Genomic DNA, 18,821 nt, shown 5'->3' on the forward strand with positions numbered 1-18,821 from the left:
GATCCTCTGCTTATAGTGGTAAGGCTTTAGTACAGCATTCCGACGTCCAAAGCTGGCTCTTGCGGATTCAGCTCGATCTGCTCCAACATGCGTTCTGTCCGTTTCCACCGCTCGTAATCGTCATACCGAGGCTCGCGGCCGACCAAGGAGGGGAGCCAGCTCAAAATTCGGCGCAGCCGTTCGCTCAAAGCGGGCTCCTCCTCCAGCTTCCCGATTACATCCGTTCGTACCGGAATCAGCCCAACCGTATTCCACAAGGCGGACTGCGTCTCCGGAGCCGTGATTTCCTGCACGAAGCTTTGCGCCGCCTTCAGCCGCTCTGGATCGCTCTTCAACACCGCCAGTCCGTGAACGCCGGGCAGAAGCGCCTCCTGCTTCCACGCGGGCAGCTTCGCCAGATCGAACGAGAACTTCCCGCCGATGTAGCGTTCGATCGTGGGCAGCTTATCCGAAGAGCCGACATACATCCCAGCCTTGCCGTTAATAAAATCGCTTACTGCCTTATCGTGCTGCAAAGGCTTCATCAGCTGGGATTCATGCGTCAAATTCCGCCACAGCTCCAGCGCGCTTTGCATCCGTTCCGCGGCCGGTCCGTCGGACTCCTTCGGAGCATAGCTCAGGCTTGCCAAAAACCAGGGCAGCTCTTTATCCACCGTTATCGTGCCGTAGCCCTTCGACACCTCTTCGCCCGGAGGCTCCTTGGCAAGCGACAGCGTCTGCCTGACCTCCTCCCAAGTGCCTAACGCCGGGGCACCCCCGGCCAGCCGCTTGAACGGTTCCTCCCGGTAGTAAAGCACAGGCACGCTGCCCCCGAAAGGGACGGCCCAATCCTCGTCCCGATACCGGAACGCGGCGGAAAAGGCCGGAAGAAATGCCGGCTTCCCGGCGGTCAAGACATTCCCCACGGGTAGCACCGCACCGGTGGCCGCAAACTGGGCAATGCCGTAGAAGCTGTGAATTTCCGCAAGCTGCGGAGCCGCCCCGGCCGAGATCGATGCGAGCAGCTCGGTGTACAGCTGTTCGTAAGAACGAAACGAGCGGATTTGGACATCGATCTGAGGGTAGCTTTGCCCGAAGGCGCGAACGACGTCCTCCCAGCCTTTGCTATATACCCAGATCGACAGCGACGCGGAAGGGGCTGATGGCTGCGGTTCGTCCTCCGACAGCTTTCCGTAAGTTAACCCGTACACCAAAGCCCCTGCGGCGATGCATCCGAGAACAAGCCAAACCGGCCAAGTGCGCAGCTTCATGATGTTGATTCCTCCAGTTCCTGATACGAGCGGCTTCTTATTTCCATTGTATCACGAACATGCCTTCGGAAATCATGCACCTGACCATTACAGTTGGAGCCCTTTTTTGCTCAGCTTGCTGGCAATCAACAGCGAGATTAACGTACTGATGGACAGGATCGAAGCCAGCGCCGCGCCGGTGCCGTAATTCGCCGTGAACACTTCGCTGTAGATCGTGACCGAAATGGTCGCGGTCGCCCCGGTGTACAGAACGACCGTCGAGCTCAGCTCGTTGATCGTCGTAATCCAGCTCAGAATCGCTCCGGACATGACGCCCGGCGCCATCATCCGTCCCGTCGTCTTGAAGAACGTCTTCATCGGGGGCACGCCAAGGCTGATGGACGCTTCTTCCACGCTCTTATCGAGCTGCGTCAGGATGGCGGTGCTGGAGCGAATCGTATACGGCAGCTTGCGGACCACATAAGCGATCACCAGAATGACCCACGTCCCCGTCAAAATGACCGGCGGCTTGTTGAACGCGATAATCAGGCTGATCCCGAGCACCGTGCCCGGCATGACGTAAGGAATCATCAGGATACCGTCGAGCATTGCGGTTATCTTCGATTTGCGGCGGACGAGCACATAAGCGACTAGCATGCCCATAACGATCATAATGACGATGGAAATGAGCGAGAAGCTGTACGTGTGGGCAATCGCCTTTGGTACCCGGTACAAAATTTCCTTGTAGCTGTTTAAGCTGAAGCCGGGGTGAAACACGGGCCCCTTTGTTTTAATGAAGGACGTCACGATGACCGTCGCCTGCGGAATGATCGAAACGCAGGCCACCAGCAGCGCCCCGAAGGTGAGCAGCCACTTCGGCAGCGTCTTCAGCGGCTGCACCTTCGGCGTGCGCATGCCGGTCATCGAATAATTTTTGCGCGAAACGAAATAGCGCTGCACGAACAAAATCGCGGTCGAGCAGAAGATCAGAATCACGCTGAGCGTGCTCGCCATCGCCGGATTGCCGCCCATCTCGCTGATGAACTGCTCGTACGCCAGAATCGGCAGCACCTTGAACCCTTGGCCCAGCAGCATCGGCGTGCCGAAGTCCGCGAACGAAGCCATGAACACCATCAGCGCCCCGGCCGACAGCGTCGGGAAAATGAGCGGAAGCGTCACGGTCATCAGCCGGTGGAATGCGCCGCGTCCCAAGCTTTCGGCGGCCTCCTCCAGCGATGTGTCAATCGTCTTGAGCGCGCCGGACACGTACAGGTAAATATGCGGGTAAAATTGCAGCGTAAACACGAACACGATGCCCTTCCAGCCGTACACCGACTGGAACGGAATCCCGATATCCTGGAGGAACCGGGTAATGAAGCCGTTGTTGCCGAGCATCAAGATCCACGAATAGGCGCCGATGAACGGCGGGGACAGCAGCGACATGATGACGAGAATTTGGATCAGACCCTTAAATTTGACGTTATACCGGGCCGTCACGTACGCAAGCGGAACACCGATGAGAATCGCGAACACCGTCGCCAGCGCCGATACCTTCAAGCTATTCCACAGCGAGCCGTAGTAATATTTCAGCTTCAAGAAGTTACCATAATTTTCTAGGGAGAAGTCGCCTTTGTCGTTGAAAAAGCTGTTGTAAAACAACGAGACGAGCGGGTACAAAATAAATGCAAGCAGGAACACATACACAATCACCGTTACCCAAGTCCAGAAATCCCACTGCTTGGGCTGAAGCAGACGTTTGAACGGATTGGGCCGCAGCGCCCGGGCGGCATTAGTAGGCTGCACGGTACAGAACCTCCTTGCCGGATTCGTCGAATAAGGTCGCCTTGTCGAGCTGCAGATCGACGTACACGGTTTGATGCGCTTTTCTCATCCGGTGCGGCTCGATCGCATGCTCCTGAATTTCGATAACGGAGTCGTCGGAGAGCCGGACCGCATAGCTGACCTTCTCGCCCAGAAACGTCACGCTGTCGATCGTCCCCCGGACCAGCCGCTCTCCCGGCTCTTCGCCGCGCAGCCGGATCCGTTCGGGACGAAGCGAGAACAATATTTTGCCCTCATACGGCCGCGACAGCTTCTGGCTCCACTGCGTTTCCAACAGCCGCAGGCTCGCCTCCTGCGCCGCCTCGTTATAGCTGGAGCAGTGGCCTTCGATAAAATTCGAAGTGCCGATAAAATTGGACACGAACTTGTTCGCGGGATACGAGTAGATGTCTTCGGGCGAAGCGATCTGCTGGATGACACCCTCGCTCATGACGGCAATCCGGTCGGAGACGGCCAGCGCCTCTTCCTGATCGTGGGTCACGTAGATGGTCGTGATGTTCAGCTCCTTTTGCAGCATCCGGATGTCAGACCGCATCTTAACCCGGAGCTTGGCGTCCAGGTTGGACAGCGGTTCGTCCATCAGCAGCAGCCCCGGACGAATGACAATCGCGCGGGCAAGCGCGATCCGCTGCTGCTGTCCGCCGCTCATATCCGAAGGGACGCGGTCGCGCAGATGCGCCAACTGCACCATTTCAAGCGCTTCCATCGCGCGCTGCTCCATTTCCTTTTTCGGGACGCTGCGCGCCTTGAGCCCGTAGCACACGTTCTCGAACACGGTCATGTGTGGGAAAATCGCGTAGTTTTGGAACACCATCCCGATGTTGCGCTGATGGGTCGGCACGTCGTTGATCAGCTTGTCTCCGAAGTAAATGCCGCCCTCCTCCTGGCGGTAAAAGCCGGCAATCGTGCGCAGCAGCGTCGTTTTGCCGCAGCCACTCGGACCGAGCAGGGTGAAAAACTCGCCTTCGTTTATCGTAAAATGAGCGTCGTTGACCGCTTTATGCGTGCCGAAATATTTGGTGACATGGTCAAATACGATCTTTTGCATGGATCGAGCCTCCGTTTCTTTGGAAAAAAAGGGCGCCCTCGTCGGACGATCGTCAAAGGCACCCGTGGAACCTAGGCGGACTACGTTATTCCGCGCCGGTTATAATTTTGGAGAAGTGTTTGATATTGTCGTCCTTCTTGCTCGCGGCGAAGTCGAAGTCGTAGTTGACCAGCTTGATGTCCTTCGTTTGGACGATGCCTTGGATCGGCTCGGCGTCCTTGCGGACGGAGCGGCGCTTGAATTCTTTTTGAATCAGGGACTGCACATCTTTGCCGACAAGGAAATCGATGAACTGCTTGGCCTGCTCCATGTTCGGCGCGCCCTTGATGATCGCCGCGCCGTCCGGTACGGCGGACGTGCCCTCGGACGGATACACGATGCCTACCTTAGCCCCGCCTTCCACGTAGCGCAGCGCCGCTTCCTCCAGAGTGATGCCTAACGCGAACTCTTTGTCCGCGACCCCTTTATACACGAGGCCTGAGCCCGACAGCACTTTGCCGTCCAGGTTTTTCACGAACTTCTTGACGAAGTCCCAGCCCTTGTCGTCCTTGCCGAAAGCGGTCAGCATCGTCACGAGCTGCGTATACGACGAGCCGGATTTGGCCGGATCGGCGTAAGCGATTTTGCCCGTCCACTTCGGATCGAGCAGGTCGTTCCAGCTCTTCGGCTCTTCGCCCGCTTTCACCAGCTCTTTGTTGTACATGATGACCATCGGCAGCGCGGCGAAAGGCGTCCATACGCCGTTTTTGTCGATGTACTCCGGTAGCAGATTGTCGTTTTCTTTCGTTTTGTACGGCTCGAAAAATTTCTTGTACGCCTCCAGCGAGTCGGCGCCGCCGGCCCAGAACACGTCGCCCTGCGGGGAAACCGCTTCCGCCTGCACCCGCTTCAGCAGGTCGCCCGTACCTCCGGAGATCAGCTGCACCTCGATGCCCGTGCGGTCCTGGAATTCCTTAATGATCGGGTTATTGACTTCGGCGGCGTTAGGCGAGTACAGCGTCAGCTTGCCTCCTTTTTTCGCTTCGTTTTTCGCTCCCGTGTCACCGGATGCCGTCTTTTGCGGTGCCGCCTGCTCCGTGCCACAGCCGGCCAGCGTCGTAACCAGAAGCAGCGAGGCGAGAATGCCCGTAAACGCTTTTTTCATCTGTAGAACCCCTCCGTATTAGATTTGATATGGATTGAAATCCGGGACAAAGGCGGACCTTGCTTTCGCAAAAAAGCGCATTCGTCAACTTCGCTTGATGTGTCCCGCCGGATTTCTTGTTCTGTTATTCACTATAATCGCTAAAGTAAACGCTTTCAATGCGGTGAAATTTCTTCTTTGTTTAATTTTTTGCACTAATTTGCGGCACAACAGAAAAACCGTCCATAACATAAATAGACGGTTATCGGTGCGCAGGATCAGACTTAGCCGCAGCTTCACGTGTAGCGGCGGAGTATTCTTAGTTGTCCGAGAACGGCCAGCAAGATCACACTCCCCGCGGCAAAAGGAAGAAAGGACGGATGAAAACCCGCGAACAGGGCAACGCCTCCGGCAAATGAGCCCACGGCGCTCCCTAAATAATTCGCCGAGCTGTTTAAGGCGACAACCGCTTCAGCGTGATCGCGTTGTGCAAGGAGCAAGGCATGCTGCTGCGGGGCTAACGAAGCCCATGCGGACGCTCCCCACAACAGAAATGGCAGTAAGCCCAGTGCCGGGATGTTAAGCGCGAAGGGGATGCCAAACATGGCTACGGCCAAGATGGACAGGAGCACGACCATGAGCCGCGACGGATGGCTCGTTCGATCGATCAAAAATCCTATGGTAAAGCTCCCCACAACTCCGCCTATCCCCCAAGCCCACAAATAGGGAGTGGCATTGGCAATCCCGTCAAGCTGATACAAGACGGAAGAGATATACGTATAAAGACCTAAGCTTGCAATACTGGCCAGAAAGGTAATCCCGACAATCGCCAATACCTTTTTATCGGTCAACATCGCCGCACGTTGGCGCAAGGACGGCGGTGCCGCAGCCAAAAAGTTCGGAAAAAACAATAAAATCCCCACCAAGGCACCAAGACCAATGACCGTAATGAGCCAAAGCGTTCCCTGCCATCCTATTTTCCCGGCAACGAATAACCCGATTGGAACGCCTACCACCGTTCCTGTACTCATTCCTCCCAGGATCATCCCGAGCGCCCGGCCGCGTTTTTGCGCGGAAACCAGAGATGCTGCCGCAACCGAAGCCAAAGGGGAAAACAGACCGGCTCCGATCCCTGCCACGGCCCGGGCAATAAGCAGCAGCGGAAAATTAGGAGCCAGAGCGCTAACTGCATTTCCAACCGAGAATACGGCAAGCGCAAAAATTAAACTCTTCCGAATGGATTTTCCCGCCAATAACGTCGCAAAGATTGGAGCCGCCAGCGCGTAGCATAAAGTAAAAGCGCTCACGGCTTGTCCCGCCTGGGAATCGCTTATGTGAAACGTCTCGCCGATATCGGGCAGCAAGCCTGCAACCACGTATGCGTCGAATCCAAGAGCAAACATGCCTAGGGTAAGAAGCAAAACCTTGTTCATCGTTATCCTCCTTTTATAGCACCGATCCGTTATCTGGATTGGATTGCCGTAGACCGAACCCTATAACGTTGTGTTATGATTAAGAAGATCGGATCACTATAAAAAGGTACCATATCTTCAACGTACAAAGAATAATCAGTATGCTATAGGGATATAACGTATCGTTATGGAGGAGGAGAGATCGATGAATACGGAGTGGCTGCACAGTTTTGCCGAAGCGGCTAAGTTAAAAAGCTTTTCCAAGGCGTCAAAAGAGCTCAATCTTTCGCAACCGGCTTTAAGCAAGCACATTCGGAATCTGGAGCATGATCTGGATGTGACCTTGTTCTATCGAACGTCCGGCGGGACCGAGCTTACCGAAGCGGGCGAACGCTTCTATACGAGAATTGTTCCGGTAATTTCCGATCTGGCCTCGATTCGCCGGGAGCTGCGACAATATCGGCAAACGGATCAACTGGCGCTGGGAAGCCTTCCAAGTCTGGCTACTTATTACTTGCCTTCGAGAATAAAAGCCTTACAAAGCTCTCATACGTTAATGATTCAAAATACATCCGGGGACCTTTTACAATCGTTGAAGGAAGGAAGACTTGATTCCGTGTTGGTGGATACCTTGTATACCGACGATTCGGTATGGCACTGCGAATTGTTCACGGAATGTTATTATGCGGTATTTTCGGCAGACCATCGTTTTCGGTCGAAAACAACCGTAACCCTTGCCGATCTCTGCGGGGAGCCGCTTATCGTCCATCAAGCGCCTTGCGATACAAGAAGCCATATTTATTCGCAGATGGAGGCGCTCGGGCACCACCCCCATATCGTGAATGAGGTATCCTTCGGAGATTTTATATTTGGCTATGTCATGGCTGGCATGGGATTTGCAATTGTGCCTGAAATCGTAGCTAAGAACATAGGCCATCTTAATCTGTTTGCTCTGCCAATTGTGGATTTTAATAGATCCGTCTCGTTAGCCGCGAAGAGCGGCAAGCTTGGAACGCAGCTATCCAGCTTTTTGTTGTCGACAGATTAGCGAGGCTGCCGGGGACACGGGAGTCCGGCGGCCTCACGCTGCCAAGCGAAACATTCATATCGGAACGTTCGGTATACCGAGCCGCTTGCGGAATTCGGTCGGCGTCTCCCCGGTATATTTGCGGAAAATTTGGCTGAAATAGCGCGAGTCCTGATAGCCCGCCTGAAGCCCGACCTCGTATATTTTCAGCCGCGGGTTCGTGAGCAGCTCTTTCGCCCGGCGCATCCGCAAGGCGGTCAAATAATCGACGAAGCTCGTGCCGACCTGCTTCTTGAACAAGCGGCTAAAGTAGCTCTCGCTCATATTGCAGCGCTCCGCGATGCTCTGGAGCGTAATTTCTTCGGCGTAATGCCGCCCGATATAGTCCTCGATCTCCTCGAACCCGCTTCGCGACTGCGGCTTTGTTTGTTCCTGATAACGCACGCTCCAGGAAAGCAGCATTCCGTTCAGCCGCTCCAGTCCGTCCTCCAGCCGGACCGTCCGGTCCAGAGAGGTCAACAGAAGGGCGGAATCCTGCACGATGAGCCGCAGCTCGTCCTCGCGTAGCAGCATCGTATAGAGCGATACGATCCAGCCGAAAAACGCCCTTCTCGCCTCCAGCTCGTTCGTCGGGTGCTGCTGTACGATCCACGTGAAGCAAGCTTGGCTTTTCTCCCGGATGGACGCTTCCGTTCCCCATTTGACCGCCTCGATCAGCTCCTCCAGCAAGCCGGGCAGCGCGGGAACCTCCACCGCGAGCCGCTCCGTATCCTCGAACCAGGCGATCCGTTCCCCGCCCCAGAAGAACGACGTCACCAAGGCGTGCGTCGCTTGCTGGAACGCAGTCGGAACCAGATCCAGGCGGTTGTGCCGCCCGCTGACCCCAAGCACCAGCTGCTGCTGCAACCCTTGCAATACGCTGAGACGGACCAGTTCCAGCAGCCGGTGCAGCTCCCCGCGCTCCGTCTCCCGGTCCAGCAGCAGCGCGTATTTGGCATCGTTCATGCGTACAAGCGGATACGACGACAGGCCGGAGCTCCAGGCCGCGATGCTCCGGTACAGCTCGCCCGGCGGCGCGGATTCGCCTGGAGACGGCTCCGCATAGAGCAAGGCGATCCGGAACGTGTCCAATACCTCTCCTTGTTCGGCCGCATATTCCAGAAACAGCTCCTGCTCCATCGCTCCCGCATGGTCCAGCATCAAGTCGTACAGCATCTTCTCGACGATCAGCGGCTGGCCGAACGCCAGCTTGTACTCCATGCGTTCCCGCTCCGTCCGCCGCTGCCGTTCTTCATCCAGCTTGGCCGCCATGCGTCCCATCAGCTGCATCAGCTCGTCCGGATTCGTCGGCTTCAGCACGTAATCCGCGGCTCCCAGCTTGAGCGCCTGCTGGGCGTAAGCGAATTCGTCAAAGCCGGTCAAAAATACGACCTTCATCCCTGGATACCGGGACGCAATTTCCTTGGCGAGCTGGATGCCGTCCATCTCCGGCATCCGGATATCCGTCAGCACAATATCCGGCGTCTCCTCCTCCATCAGCCGGAGCGCCGTCTCGCCGTCGGATGCTTCGCCCATGATGCGGCAGCCGACGTCTTCCCAGTCGATCGTATGCTTAAGTCCTTCCCGAACGAGCCATTCGTCCTCTACGATCAGCACCTTATACATGTGTATCCTCCCCCGGCGTCCGAATGATCGGAATCTCGATCGTCGTTGTCGTCCCCTGCCGCGGCTGGCTGGCAAGGCTCAATACATAGCGGTCTCCGAAATAGAGCTGCAGCCGCTTTTTTACATTTTCCAAGCCGATCCCTGTCTTCCGCTCGTCGGCCGACACAAACTGCCCCGACGTGATGCGTTCGAGCTTCTCCTGCAGGATGCCGACGCCGTCGTCGCGCACTTCGAAGCGGACCCGCTCCCCCACTACCTTACCGGTAATCCAGAGGTGCCCCGGTCCCCGCTTCATTTCGAGCCCGTGCGTGATCGCATTTTCCACAATGGGCTGCAGCATCAGCTTCAGCGTGTAGAGCCGCTCGACCTCCTCGTCCAGCTCGATATGCACCTCCAGCTTGTCCCCGTAGCGCATCTGCTGGATCGTAAGAAAGTTGCGGATTTGCTGCATGTCCTCACGTACAGGAATCAGCGCTTGCCCTTTGCGGATGCTGAACCGGAGCAGCTCGCCAAGCGAGACGACTGTCCGGCTAATGTGATCGAGCTTATGAATGCGGGCCATCCAGTTGATGGAATCGAGCGCATTGTACAGAAAATGCGGATTGAACTGCGCCTGAATCGCCCGGATCTCCGCTTCTTGGAGCATGAGCTGCTTCTTGTACACTTCGTCGATCAGTTGCTTAATACGCTGCACCATCGCATTGAAGCTTCGGCCAAGCTGCCCGACCTCGTCCTTGTACTTTGTCGGAAAGGCGACGTCCAGATTGCCGGTTTCCACTGTACGCATCAGCGATTTCAGCTTGCGCAGCGGATGGGTGATGTTCACAGACAGCAAGTAGGCAAGCACGCAAGAAACGGCTGCGCCGACGGCAATGACCAGCAGGGTCAGATTGCGGATGCTGCTGCTCTCCCGCGTCAGCGCCGCCACCGGCAGCACGTTCACCAGCTTGAAGCCGGTCACCTCGGACGTATCGTACACGACCATGACGGGCGGCGTTCCTTCGCCGGCCTGCTCGAAGAAGCCTTTGCCGCCCGCAAGCACCCGGTCCACAAACGGCTCCTCCAGCTTCGTCCCGACCTTGTGCTTGGACGGCGTGCTGGAGATGATATAGCCATTGCGGTCCAACAGCAGCATCTGTCCGCCCGGCTGCAAGTGCGCTTTTTTGTACTTGTCCGCGAGCGCATGTTCCATCATGTCCACGACCAGATAGCCCAGCGGGGCATTTGTATCGATTCGCTTCAAGAGCCGGCCGCTGCTGAGCACGATGCCGAAATCGTCCGTCTTTTTCATGCTGTAATGCGTATCCCAGACGACATTGCCGCCCGCAAGCCTCATTTTCCGGAAAAGCCCCCAAGAGGCGTTGTAATCGTCGTAAGCCCCGGGCAGCAGCTCGCCGGTAAAATAACGGTCCCCGTTTTCCCCCAGCAAGTAAATGGAAATGTCCCAGTTCTTGAATCCGAGAAACGTATCCAGCACCTCGCCCACCTTCTGCTTGTCCTGATGCTTCTCCGCGAGCGGCCGGTCCGCCAGCTTGGACAGCACGTCCTGAATGTCGCGGCTGCTGTAGATGTACATCGTGAGCTGCTCGATATCTTTTACAAAATAGTCCAGACTGTAATTCACCTGCGACAAGCTTTCCAGAATGGTCTGGCATACCTGCTGCTGTACGACCTGCGCCGATTTGTGATATGAAAACGTTCCCAAGACAGCGAGCGGAATAATGGCAAGCGGCAATACCGCCAAAAGCAGCTTGGTTTGCAGGCTGGTTCCCAGCAGGTTGTTCTTAAGCGCGCGTATCCAGTTCGCCATGTCTCCCAGACCCCCCGAACAATCGTTTGCTAGTTATTATGGCATAAGTTGAAAGCGGTTACTATTCCTAGGCGTCTGAAAGATTGGTTGTAGGTAGTTCACATTAACAGACTATTATTCAATTCAAACTTCGGGGAAGAAGGGAAAATTTCTACGAAAAAAAGTCTATTTGTAAATAAGTCGAAAAGACGTTTCCATAAAGCCACTTACTATTGAATTTGGTTTCTAAAACCACACTATTAATTATACATATTTTGAATTAATAAAACATTATGGATAATTATCTCAAAAAATGTTTTAATATAAGTATCCTATAATTATTTTCAAAAAAATGACTGTATAATACAACTTACAAGATACCTAAAGCTACACAGTCACAAATCAAGATCAATAAGATCAATAGGAGATGACTTATATTGAACCAGACAGAATTAATAGAATTCTTCGATGTAAAAAAAATAATTAATTCATTAGATTTAACTTCACGTGAGAAAGAAATTACGTTTTACTGGGTATTGGATTATGATTATAAACAAATTGCCAAACAAACTCATCTGTCGGAAAATACGGTCAGAACGTACATTAACAGAATACACACCAAAATGGGAGTGCACTCCAAAACATCGCTGCTTTTACTTTTGTTAGGTATCAAGCGTAATATTGAAATTACAACCAAATAAAATAACATAAATATGCCCCGCTTGCCTGCGGGGCGCGAGTTTAAACAACCTTTCGCTCCCAACGCAGAAAACTGATTATTGTAAAGGCAATCATGGAGCCGAATAAGTAAATCCAAAATTTCAAAGCCCCTTCCGCGCTAATCGCCAGTAGAATTTGCTGGAAAGGGTCAAATAATATGACAAGCTCTTTAGCGAATTGGTATAGTACGATGGAACTGATAAACAGAACAAAGAAAGCAATAAGCGGTCTTGAGACAAATAAACACACTACACTACTCAGCATAAGCTTGGCTATACAAGTTAGTACAAAAAGCAAATAAAATTTTAGCGTATACAATACAGCTTCTCCCGGTCCTACGGGAGCCGTAGATCCATACATAACAAGCGTATCGCTATGCGGAAAGAATAGCCAAGCACCTAGGATCGCAACAAAGTACGTAGCACTAATAAATATTGTCGTCGTCGCCGCGAGAGCTAAAAGTTTGGCACCCCAAAATTGAAACCGACGAAACGGCCTGAGCAGGTATAGTCGATAAGCTCCTGAATAGATTTCCCCGCTTAATTGATCGACAAAGATGATCGGCAGGATTACCGCAACGAGCAACAAGGATACATCACTCATCATAAACCACGGCATATTCAAATCATTCATCGGTATTTTCCCTTCACCGAAGCGAAATTCCCCCCAGCCCCGAATCTTCAAACTCCATATGTTAGCTATTACAAGAAGTAAGAAGATACAGTATATGATAATGAGTTTCCTTCTCCAGATTCGCTCCATCTCACTAATCCACAATCCGAACATATGGACTCCTCCTAATTCATGTAATCATCGGCAACAAAACGACGATAGGCAAGCCAAGTGAAAACAAAAGAATTCACGATCAATACTGTTGCTATTGCCCAAAGTGCAGATTCACTTCCCGATAACGCGGTATGCAAACCCGTGTGCTGCATATATGGAACCAATACATAGGAGATTAAATCACGTAGATATGGAAAATATGAAAATAAAGCAGCTAATTTCAAGTACAAGCCATCAAATAATAGAGAGACTAGCACATAAGCTAAGCTAATACCGATTGCATAAGTAACATTCTTGCTATACATAGCTATAAACGAGAAAACACAGCTAATTCCAACTAATGAAGCATAGGCAAGTATATAATATTCAACTGTATAGCCCAATGCTGAATGAAGCGATGAAAGTTCCAGCGGGAGTCGTACGATTCCAACGGCCACTAAGGAAATTCCAAAGGCAAGCAGCAGCATTAAAATGCAAAGCTGAATCACAAACTGTTTGCAGAAAAAGATTTGCCCCCGTGAATACCGACGTAAGAACAGAAAACGCAGCTGTCCGCCACGAAATTCTTCCGTATAGACTGCAGCAACAAGCACAGCGACAACTATATTGCATATGAAGTACAAATTTTGGCGGAGCCCAAACATAGGAAACAGGCTAGGCGATACAGATGAAGAACTATCCAGCAGATTTAGCCACAAAAAATAACTCCCCGCAGTGTAAGCAAGAAAAGGTGTACTTAGAAAAATAACCCATATCCATTTACGCCTAACTAATTTTTCAACTTCACAAACTATTAATGTTCTCATGCGTGCATTAACTCCATAAAAGCATCCTCCAGGCGCTGTCCGTCCTGAACTAAATTTTGAGTAGGCCCCATCCAGATAATGGTCCCCTCTCGAATAATGATTAACTCATCGCACATTTTTTGTAACTCATCAAGCAAATGGCTTGATATGAAAAAAGCATAATTTGCTGAATTGCGCAAACGAAAAATAATATCGCGTAACTCTCGCATCCCGATGGGGTCCAACCCATTCGAAGGTTCGTCAAGCAATAAAATTTCCGGGTCTCCAAGCATGGATTGTGCTATTCCAAGTCTTTGTTTCATACCAAGAGAGTAGGTCTTTACTCGGTCATCACCTCTTTTTTGAAGACCTACAGCTTGTAACAATTGTTCGATATGTGCTTCTCTCTGTGAAGAAGAAATTTGCGAGTGCAGCCGCGATAAATTGCGCAATACTTGCCTACCTGTCATATATTCAAAGAAGACAGGCGACTCAATAATTGCGCCCACTTTAGACAATGCCCGTTCGCGCTCGGATTGCACATCAAACGAATCGATGCGGATATGACCGTTTGTGGGCCGGATCAAACCTGTCATCATTCGCATCATTGTCGTTTTCCCTGCCCCATTAGGTCCAATGAAGCCATAAATTTTCCCTTTTTCAAGTGTAAATGATGTTTCAAAAATAATATCTCGCTTGCCAATTCTTTTTGTTATTTTATCGACTTCCATAATAATGTTAGACATAATTATTTCCTCCAATTCATTGTTATTGAGCGATTTAAACCATCGCTTTATCTAGTCGCCGTAGGTAACGTGAGCGAACAATCAAGAAAAAAACACTTTGTACTCCCAGAAACAAGGAGGATGCAATCAAGACAGGCGTGTATAGCGTGTTGATATACATGGTTTCGAGAATAGGCCTTAATACAACCAATGTCTGTATGGTAGATATCACAATTGGGACAAAGAACAATAACCCTATTTGCAATGTTGCCGAAGTCTTCATCTCTGCAGTGCTAAGCCCAATCTTCGATAGAGTGAGAACCATTTTACTATCCGCCAAAAGCTCCGTATGAAGTTTGAAATATAAAAAGCTTGCTGATGATATTGAAAAGATTAATGCAATAAAAATACCGATAAAGTTAAATAAAGATGTTCCCCGTTCTGCGTTTAAATAACTTCCCATTCGCGTAGAAAAAAAATTGGCCGTTTGATGCTGCCCAATCCTTTCTTGGAACCATTTTTCCAGGTCGATGCTAATTAGAGCCTCCGGGCTTTCCGATTTTGGAGATTGATCATTCCATTCAGGAACATAATAAACATAAATTATACTTTCCCTCCTTTTGTCCTTTAGTTCTTCATACTCGTCACGGCTCACTACCAAGAGATTCGTATCTCTAAAACCAAGTGATGCGATCGCTTCGTTCTTATAAATATCGTTAATGGACAATGTTTGTCCGGACTCAAGCGTGATCGCATAAGGCGGTCTTTTATCAGCGAGAGCGGAGCCGTTTGAGTTGTAGATCAGGAAAGAGCCTTCATTGTCCAATCTTTTGTTTGGAAGGATATTCATAAACGCTGAAAGTTCGTTGATATTACTTGCGGCTATCACTTCAACGATTGAATCTTTGTTTTGATCCACAGAGTGAACGCTGGTTTTTACTTTAATTCTCTGAGTTGTAACCTTGATTTGATTGTAAGTGACACCTGCCGCGTTCAAATGCCTGTTGATTTCCTTTAAGTCCCCTTCGGAATATTCGTTTTGAAGACTATAATAATTCAATGCAAAAGGATTGTTTATGTAACTCTGATAATTCGCTTGGGCCATGGCTAACACAAGGCTCGAACTCATACAGGCAATAGAGGTCACGACCGTAATCATAAAAAGAATTCGGGCGTTGTCTTTTATTTTATAAGCTATCTCAGATATCCAAAGTAGGTTAGTGCCTCGCCATAAAGCCTTACGACTTCGTTTTAAGAGACGAACCATATAAACGGAAAATTGGGAATAGAACAGATAGGTGCCTGCAATTCCTGCTGCTGCCGCAACAAAGATTTTGCTCGGCGTCAACGTCTCCATGCGAAGAGAAACAAGGCCAACTGCAAGCATTACCGTTCCTGTGAAGGACATGAAGACGGATGCACGAGGTTCTTTTTTGGGAGCTTTGTTCCCTTGAAGCAGTTCAAATACTTTGATTTTTTGAACAAAGACAAGAGTAAACAAAGAGATACAGATGAATAATGTGGAAAAAGAAGCGACCGTAAGCAGCAACGCCTTGGTGGGCCAGTAAAAGGGTAGTTCTTTCATCTCGGTCATCTTCGTACTGAAAAGCAAGAACAGTTTAGATAAGAGCAATCCTCCAGCAATGCCGGTGAGAATAGAAGCAAACCCAATTAACATATTCTCAAAAAAAATTAACCGATTAACCTGAGCAGGTGTAGCACCTAAAATAAACAAAATTCCCAATTCCATGTTACGAACTTTTAAAAACATGCTGATGGAATAAAATATAAAGAAAAAAGCAAATAGAAGTATTACGTATTCCGCAGCCTGCATGCCTGCTCGCGCCAGTTTCCCTATTGGAATTTGTTCCATCCTGGGGTGATAAATAAACACAGCGTATGTAAAAAAAATCATGACCATAAAGGCACTGCTAATAAAATAGGCAAAGTACGCACGTGAGTTCCGTTTGACATTATTGAATGCGAATTGACGAAAGCTCACCCGAATGACCTCCCCAAAACGAAAGGGTGTCGATAATTTTTTGAAAAAAGGTTTGTCTGTTTTCTCCACGACGGATTTCAGCTGCCAAACGTCCATCCTTAATAAAAATAATTCTTTGGCAATAACTGGCCGCCAACGGGTCGTGAGTAACTAGCATAACAGTGGTCCCCTTCTGCTGGTTAGCGGCAGCGAAGGATTCCATTACCACGCGCGAGGATTTCGAATCAAGTGCACCTGTTGGCTCATCTGCGAGAAGAAGAACAGGCGAGGTAATAATTGCTCGAGCAATAGCGGTCCTTTGGCGTTGACCACCGGATATTTCATAAGTTCGTTTATGCAAAATATCGCTTATTTCCAACAGCGCCGTAACTTGCTTCAACTTGGCATCCATCTCTGTAAGCGGCTTATTGTCAAGCGTTAATGGGAGCACGATGTTTTCCGCTACAGTTAACGTATCCAACAAATTAAAGTCTTGAAATACAAATCCGAGCTGTCTTCTTCGGAATATCGCCAAATCCTTTTTGCTTAATTTATAAGGATCGCTGTTATTAATTCTGACCATGCCTGTGTTCGGTGCGTCAATAGTAGAAACCACATTAAGCAATGTCGTTTTACCGCTACCCGAAGGCCCCATAATACCTACAAACTCACCTTCATCAATAGTCAGGTCAATATCGCATAAAGCATGTGTAGCCACCTTGCCCGTATATATTTTGTTAAGTCCCTTTACGTGAAGAATGCTCATCCCACTCGCTCCTCAATTGCGCTCTTCTCTTCTAACTGTACTGTATAGGTGGCCGCGCTGCTATAGATTTACCTTAACTTTGTCTTACATAGCATTTAAGGTTATGTTCGGTAAATTTTGATGGCTAATCGATCATGCAACAGGAGAATACAAAGAAGCGCTCCATGTGATCTATACACGGATTGCTTCTTTGGGAATAATTCGATTTCCTTTAAGTGAGCACTCGTTTATGACTAAACTCTAACCTAACGGTAGTTCCCATCCTGGGTTCCGAATCTAACTCAACCCTATGACCAAGCCGATTGCAAATTTCCCGTACAAGGTATAATCCCATCCCGGTAGACTCATGATACTGGCGGCCTCGTTCACCCGTGTAATACGGGTTAAACACTCGTTTGAGATCTTCTTTGGTAATACCGATTCCCTCATCACGAATTTCCAAAATTATACTATCACCCTGTTGGTAAGCATGGATATATACGTTTTTTCCGGAGCCCTCCGTATAATTAACTGCGTTGATGAGAATTTGCCCTACCATAAATTGCAGCCATTTCCGGTCACTATATACCGGCCAATTCTCAATTAGTTGGATATTAGGAGTAACACCCTTACGTATGAATAATCGACGATTTTCAGCAACAGCTTGATTGACGACTTTCTGAAGCGATACGTTCTCCACAATAAAATCTTGTTCGAAACGCTCTAGGCGTGATGTATAAATGACCATCTCAAGTCCTTTTCTCAATTTTTCCAGATCTTCCATAATTCCATCTGCCGCCGTATCTTCGAGGTCCTGTACTGTAAGCTGAATGACGGAAATTGGTGTCTTCATTTGATGTACCCAACGATTAATGAAAATGACATGCTGCTCCATACTACTCCTGTAGCGGTGCAATTCTTCTTGATAGTATTGATCGCAATGGCTGAATAATCGATTAACGGCGTCCGGAAGCGGGGATTCGCCCATCGACTGTATAGTCTCTCTTCCCCATTCGAGGGGATTATTTAGCTGGGTGTAAAACCTCCTTAGGCTAAAATAGCGATAGCTCAAATAGACCGCCAAAACGGTGGAACTAAGTAATGCTCCGTAAACAACGATCGAAAAAGGACGACCTTCTCCCGTAAGCCAATACAAAAGCGGAACCAATATGATTTGGACAAGATAAAATAGCAGTAGCGGAATATGGTCCTTCCAAAAAAGTCTCATATGGAGGATACTCCTGTTCCGGAATTTAGTCTGTAGCCTACGCCCCGAATTGTTTCTACCGCCTCTTCCGCCCCAAGTTCTTTTAATTTTTTCCGAACGCGCGTAATATACACATTCAATGTATTTTCATCGATAAAATGATGATCTTCCCACATCAGATCAAGCAGCCGCCCCCTGCTGACGACACGTCCGGCTTTAGTCATCAGAGTTTCCAATAACACCGCTTCTTTTTGTGTCAGTTCTGTTATGCCCTCACCAAGCATGACAACAAAGCGTTCTGGAAACAAAACAAGATTGCCTGCCTTGACTTTCCTTTCTCCTTGTCCAAACGAGTATGAACCATAGGCCCTTCTTAAATGGCTGCGGATTTTGGCCATGACCACCTCATAATGAAATGGTTTGGTAATATAATCGTCTGCCCCGTTTTCAAGCGCCATAACTTGATCCATTTGACTATCCCGGGCAGAAATAAACAGAATCGGACAGTGGGAATGTGAACGAATTTGCCGGCACCAGTAATAACCGTCATATTTAGGAAGGTTGATATCAAGCAGAACCAGATGAGCGTTTGACTTTCTAAAGCTATCCAGAACATCATTGAAGTTATCGACTTCCTTTGCGGTGAAACCGTACTTATTTATATAGGAGCAAAGTAAGCCGGAGATTTTAGCGTCGTCTTCGACAATAAGAATCGTATACGTGTTCATCAACCTCGC

At 49.8% G+C, this 18,821-nt stretch carries 16 protein-coding genes; 2 read left to right on the forward strand and 14 right to left on the reverse strand.

The features are described from left to right. Window positions 1-26: 26 nt before the first annotated feature. The 5 genes from BLO51_RS15475 to BLO51_RS15495 form a co-directional block, all read right to left on the reverse strand. A complete protein-coding gene (locus BLO51_RS15475; protein WP_090673295.1) occupies window positions 27-1,250 on the reverse strand; it encodes an extracellular solute-binding protein in 1,224 nt (407 codons plus the stop codon). A gap of 87 nt (window positions 1,251-1,337) precedes the next feature. After that, the gene (locus tag BLO51_RS15480; protein ID WP_090673298.1) at window positions 1,338-3,032 is read right to left on the reverse strand and encodes an ABC transporter permease; all 1,695 of its coding nucleotides are present in this window, start codon (window positions 3,030-3,032) and stop codon (window positions 1,338-1,340) included. Beyond that, window positions 3,019-4,119, reverse strand: coding sequence for an ABC transporter ATP-binding protein (locus BLO51_RS15485; RefSeq protein WP_090673299.1), 1,101 nt, complete (start codon window positions 4,117-4,119; stop codon window positions 3,019-3,021). Before BLO51_RS15485 ends, BLO51_RS15480 begins: the two co-directional genes overlap by 14 nt. An 85-nt stretch (window positions 4,120-4,204) precedes the next feature. After that, window positions 4,205-5,263: an ABC transporter substrate-binding protein gene (locus BLO51_RS15490; protein WP_090673301.1), complete on the reverse strand. Its 1,059-nt coding sequence runs from the start codon at window positions 5,261-5,263 to the stop codon at window positions 4,205-4,207. Between the two features lie 275 nt (window positions 5,264-5,538). Beyond that, window positions 5,539-6,675 carry an MFS transporter gene (locus BLO51_RS15495; protein ID WP_090673303.1) on the reverse strand — a complete coding sequence of 379 codons (1,137 nt, stop codon included), beginning with the start codon at window positions 6,673-6,675 and terminating at the stop codon, window positions 5,539-5,541. A 184-nt stretch (window positions 6,676-6,859) separates the two neighbouring features. On the opposite strand from BLO51_RS15495, the gene BLO51_RS15500 reads away from it, so the two are divergent. Next, window positions 6,860-7,702 carry a LysR family transcriptional regulator gene (locus BLO51_RS15500; protein ID WP_090673305.1) on the forward strand — a complete coding sequence of 281 codons (843 nt, stop codon included), beginning with the start codon at window positions 6,860-6,862 and terminating at the stop codon, window positions 7,700-7,702. Between the two features lie 54 nt (window positions 7,703-7,756). Here BLO51_RS15500 and BLO51_RS15505 read toward each other — a convergent pair whose 3' ends face one another. Together BLO51_RS15505 and BLO51_RS15510 are read right to left on the reverse strand one after the other, a co-directional pair. Then, window positions 7,757-9,346 carry a response regulator transcription factor gene (locus BLO51_RS15505; protein ID WP_090673307.1) on the reverse strand — a complete coding sequence of 530 codons (1,590 nt, stop codon included), beginning with the start codon at window positions 9,344-9,346 and terminating at the stop codon, window positions 7,757-7,759. After that, window positions 9,339-11,156: a cache domain-containing sensor histidine kinase gene (locus BLO51_RS15510; RefSeq protein WP_090673309.1), complete on the reverse strand. Its 1,818-nt coding sequence runs from the start codon at window positions 11,154-11,156 to the stop codon at window positions 9,339-9,341. Before BLO51_RS15510 ends, BLO51_RS15505 begins: the two co-directional genes overlap by 8 nt. Window positions 11,157-11,572: 416 nt before the next feature. On the opposite strand from BLO51_RS15510, the gene BLO51_RS31205 reads away from it, so the two are divergent. Continuing rightward, window positions 11,573-11,836, forward strand: coding sequence for a helix-turn-helix transcriptional regulator (locus BLO51_RS31205; RefSeq protein ID WP_167670220.1), 264 nt, complete (start codon window positions 11,573-11,575; stop codon window positions 11,834-11,836). Between the two features lie 40 nt (window positions 11,837-11,876). Here BLO51_RS31205 and BLO51_RS15520 read toward each other — a convergent pair whose 3' ends face one another. From BLO51_RS15520 to BLO51_RS15550, 7 genes are all read right to left on the reverse strand, one after another. After that, window positions 11,877-12,641: an ABC transporter permease gene (locus tag BLO51_RS15520; protein WP_090673313.1), complete on the reverse strand. Its 765-nt coding sequence runs from the start codon at window positions 12,639-12,641 to the stop codon at window positions 11,877-11,879. An 11-nt stretch (window positions 12,642-12,652) separates the two neighbouring features. Next, window positions 12,653-13,447, reverse strand: a complete 795-nt coding sequence (locus BLO51_RS15525) for an ABC transporter permease (RefSeq protein ID WP_090673315.1) — start codon at window positions 13,445-13,447, stop codon at window positions 12,653-12,655. Continuing rightward, complete coding sequence (locus BLO51_RS15530) at window positions 13,444-14,172, reverse strand: ABC transporter ATP-binding protein (protein WP_090673317.1); 729 nt, start codon at window positions 14,170-14,172, stop codon at window positions 13,444-13,446. The genes BLO51_RS15525 and BLO51_RS15530 overlap by 4 nt, the downstream gene beginning before the upstream one ends. Window positions 14,173-14,206: 34 nt before the next feature. Next, entirely contained in the window at window positions 14,207-16,153 is a 1,947-nt protein-coding gene (locus BLO51_RS15535; RefSeq protein WP_090673319.1) for an ABC transporter permease, read from the reverse strand. Then, window positions 16,125-16,898 (reverse strand): ABC transporter ATP-binding protein, encoded by a 774-nt coding sequence (locus BLO51_RS15540; protein WP_090673321.1) that lies wholly within the window; start codon window positions 16,896-16,898, stop codon window positions 16,125-16,127. The genes BLO51_RS15535 and BLO51_RS15540 overlap by 29 nt, the downstream gene beginning before the upstream one ends. Window positions 16,899-17,109: 211 nt before the next feature. Then, window positions 17,110-18,105, reverse strand: coding sequence for a sensor histidine kinase (locus tag BLO51_RS15545; protein WP_090673323.1), 996 nt, complete (start codon window positions 18,103-18,105; stop codon window positions 17,110-17,112). Then, window positions 18,102-18,812 carry a response regulator transcription factor gene (locus BLO51_RS15550; protein ID WP_090673325.1) on the reverse strand — a complete coding sequence of 237 codons (711 nt, stop codon included), beginning with the start codon at window positions 18,810-18,812 and terminating at the stop codon, window positions 18,102-18,104. The genes BLO51_RS15545 and BLO51_RS15550 overlap by 4 nt, the downstream gene beginning before the upstream one ends. Window positions 18,813-18,821: the final 9 nt, after the last annotated feature.

It is taken from the genome of Paenibacillus tianmuensis (genome assembly GCF_900100345.1).
GTDB classification, from domain to species: Bacteria; Bacillota; Bacilli; order Paenibacillales; family NBRC-103111; genus Paenibacillus_G; species Paenibacillus_G tianmuensis.

What these genes read in the sequence shown, in the direction of transcription:
- BLO51_RS15485 (WP_090673299.1), bottom strand. Translation starts at nt 4,119, where the DNA reads ATGCAAAAGATCGTATTTGACCATGTCACCAAATATTTCGGCACGCAT.
- BLO51_RS15525 (WP_090673315.1), bottom strand. Translation starts at nt 13,447, where the DNA reads ATGAGAACATTAATAGTTTGTGAAGTTGAAAAATTAGTTAGGCGTAAA.
- BLO51_RS15550 (WP_090673325.1), bottom strand. Translation starts at nt 18,812, where the DNA reads ATGAACACGTATACGATTCTTATTGTCGAAGACGACGCTAAAATCTCC.
- BLO51_RS15505 (WP_090673307.1), bottom strand. Translation starts at nt 9,346, where the DNA reads ATGTATAAGGTGCTGATCGTAGAGGACGAATGGCTCGTTCGGGAAGGA.
- BLO51_RS15475 (WP_090673295.1), bottom strand. Translation starts at nt 1,250, where the DNA reads ATGAAGCTGCGCACTTGGCCGGTTTGGCTTGTTCTCGGATGCATCGCC.
- BLO51_RS15540 (WP_090673321.1), bottom strand. Translation starts at nt 16,898, where the DNA reads ATGAGCATTCTTCACGTAAAGGGACTTAACAAAATATATACGGGCAAG.
- BLO51_RS15530 (WP_090673317.1), bottom strand. Translation starts at nt 14,172, where the DNA reads ATGTCTAACATTATTATGGAAGTCGATAAAATAACAAAAAGAATTGGC.
- BLO51_RS15520 (WP_090673313.1), bottom strand. Translation starts at nt 12,641, where the DNA reads ATGTTCGGATTGTGGATTAGTGAGATGGAGCGAATCTGGAGAAGGAAA.
- BLO51_RS15510 (WP_090673309.1), bottom strand. Translation starts at nt 11,156, where the DNA reads ATGGCGAACTGGATACGCGCGCTTAAGAACAACCTGCTGGGAACCAGC.
- BLO51_RS15545 (WP_090673323.1), bottom strand. Translation starts at nt 18,105, where the DNA reads ATGAGACTTTTTTGGAAGGACCATATTCCGCTACTGCTATTTTATCTT.
- BLO51_RS15500 (WP_090673305.1), top strand. Translation starts at nt 6,860, where the DNA reads ATGAATACGGAGTGGCTGCACAGTTTTGCCGAAGCGGCTAAGTTAAAA.
- BLO51_RS15495 (WP_090673303.1), bottom strand. Translation starts at nt 6,675, where the DNA reads ATGAACAAGGTTTTGCTTCTTACCCTAGGCATGTTTGCTCTTGGATTC.
- BLO51_RS15490 (WP_090673301.1), bottom strand. Translation starts at nt 5,263, where the DNA reads ATGAAAAAAGCGTTTACGGGCATTCTCGCCTCGCTGCTTCTGGTTACG.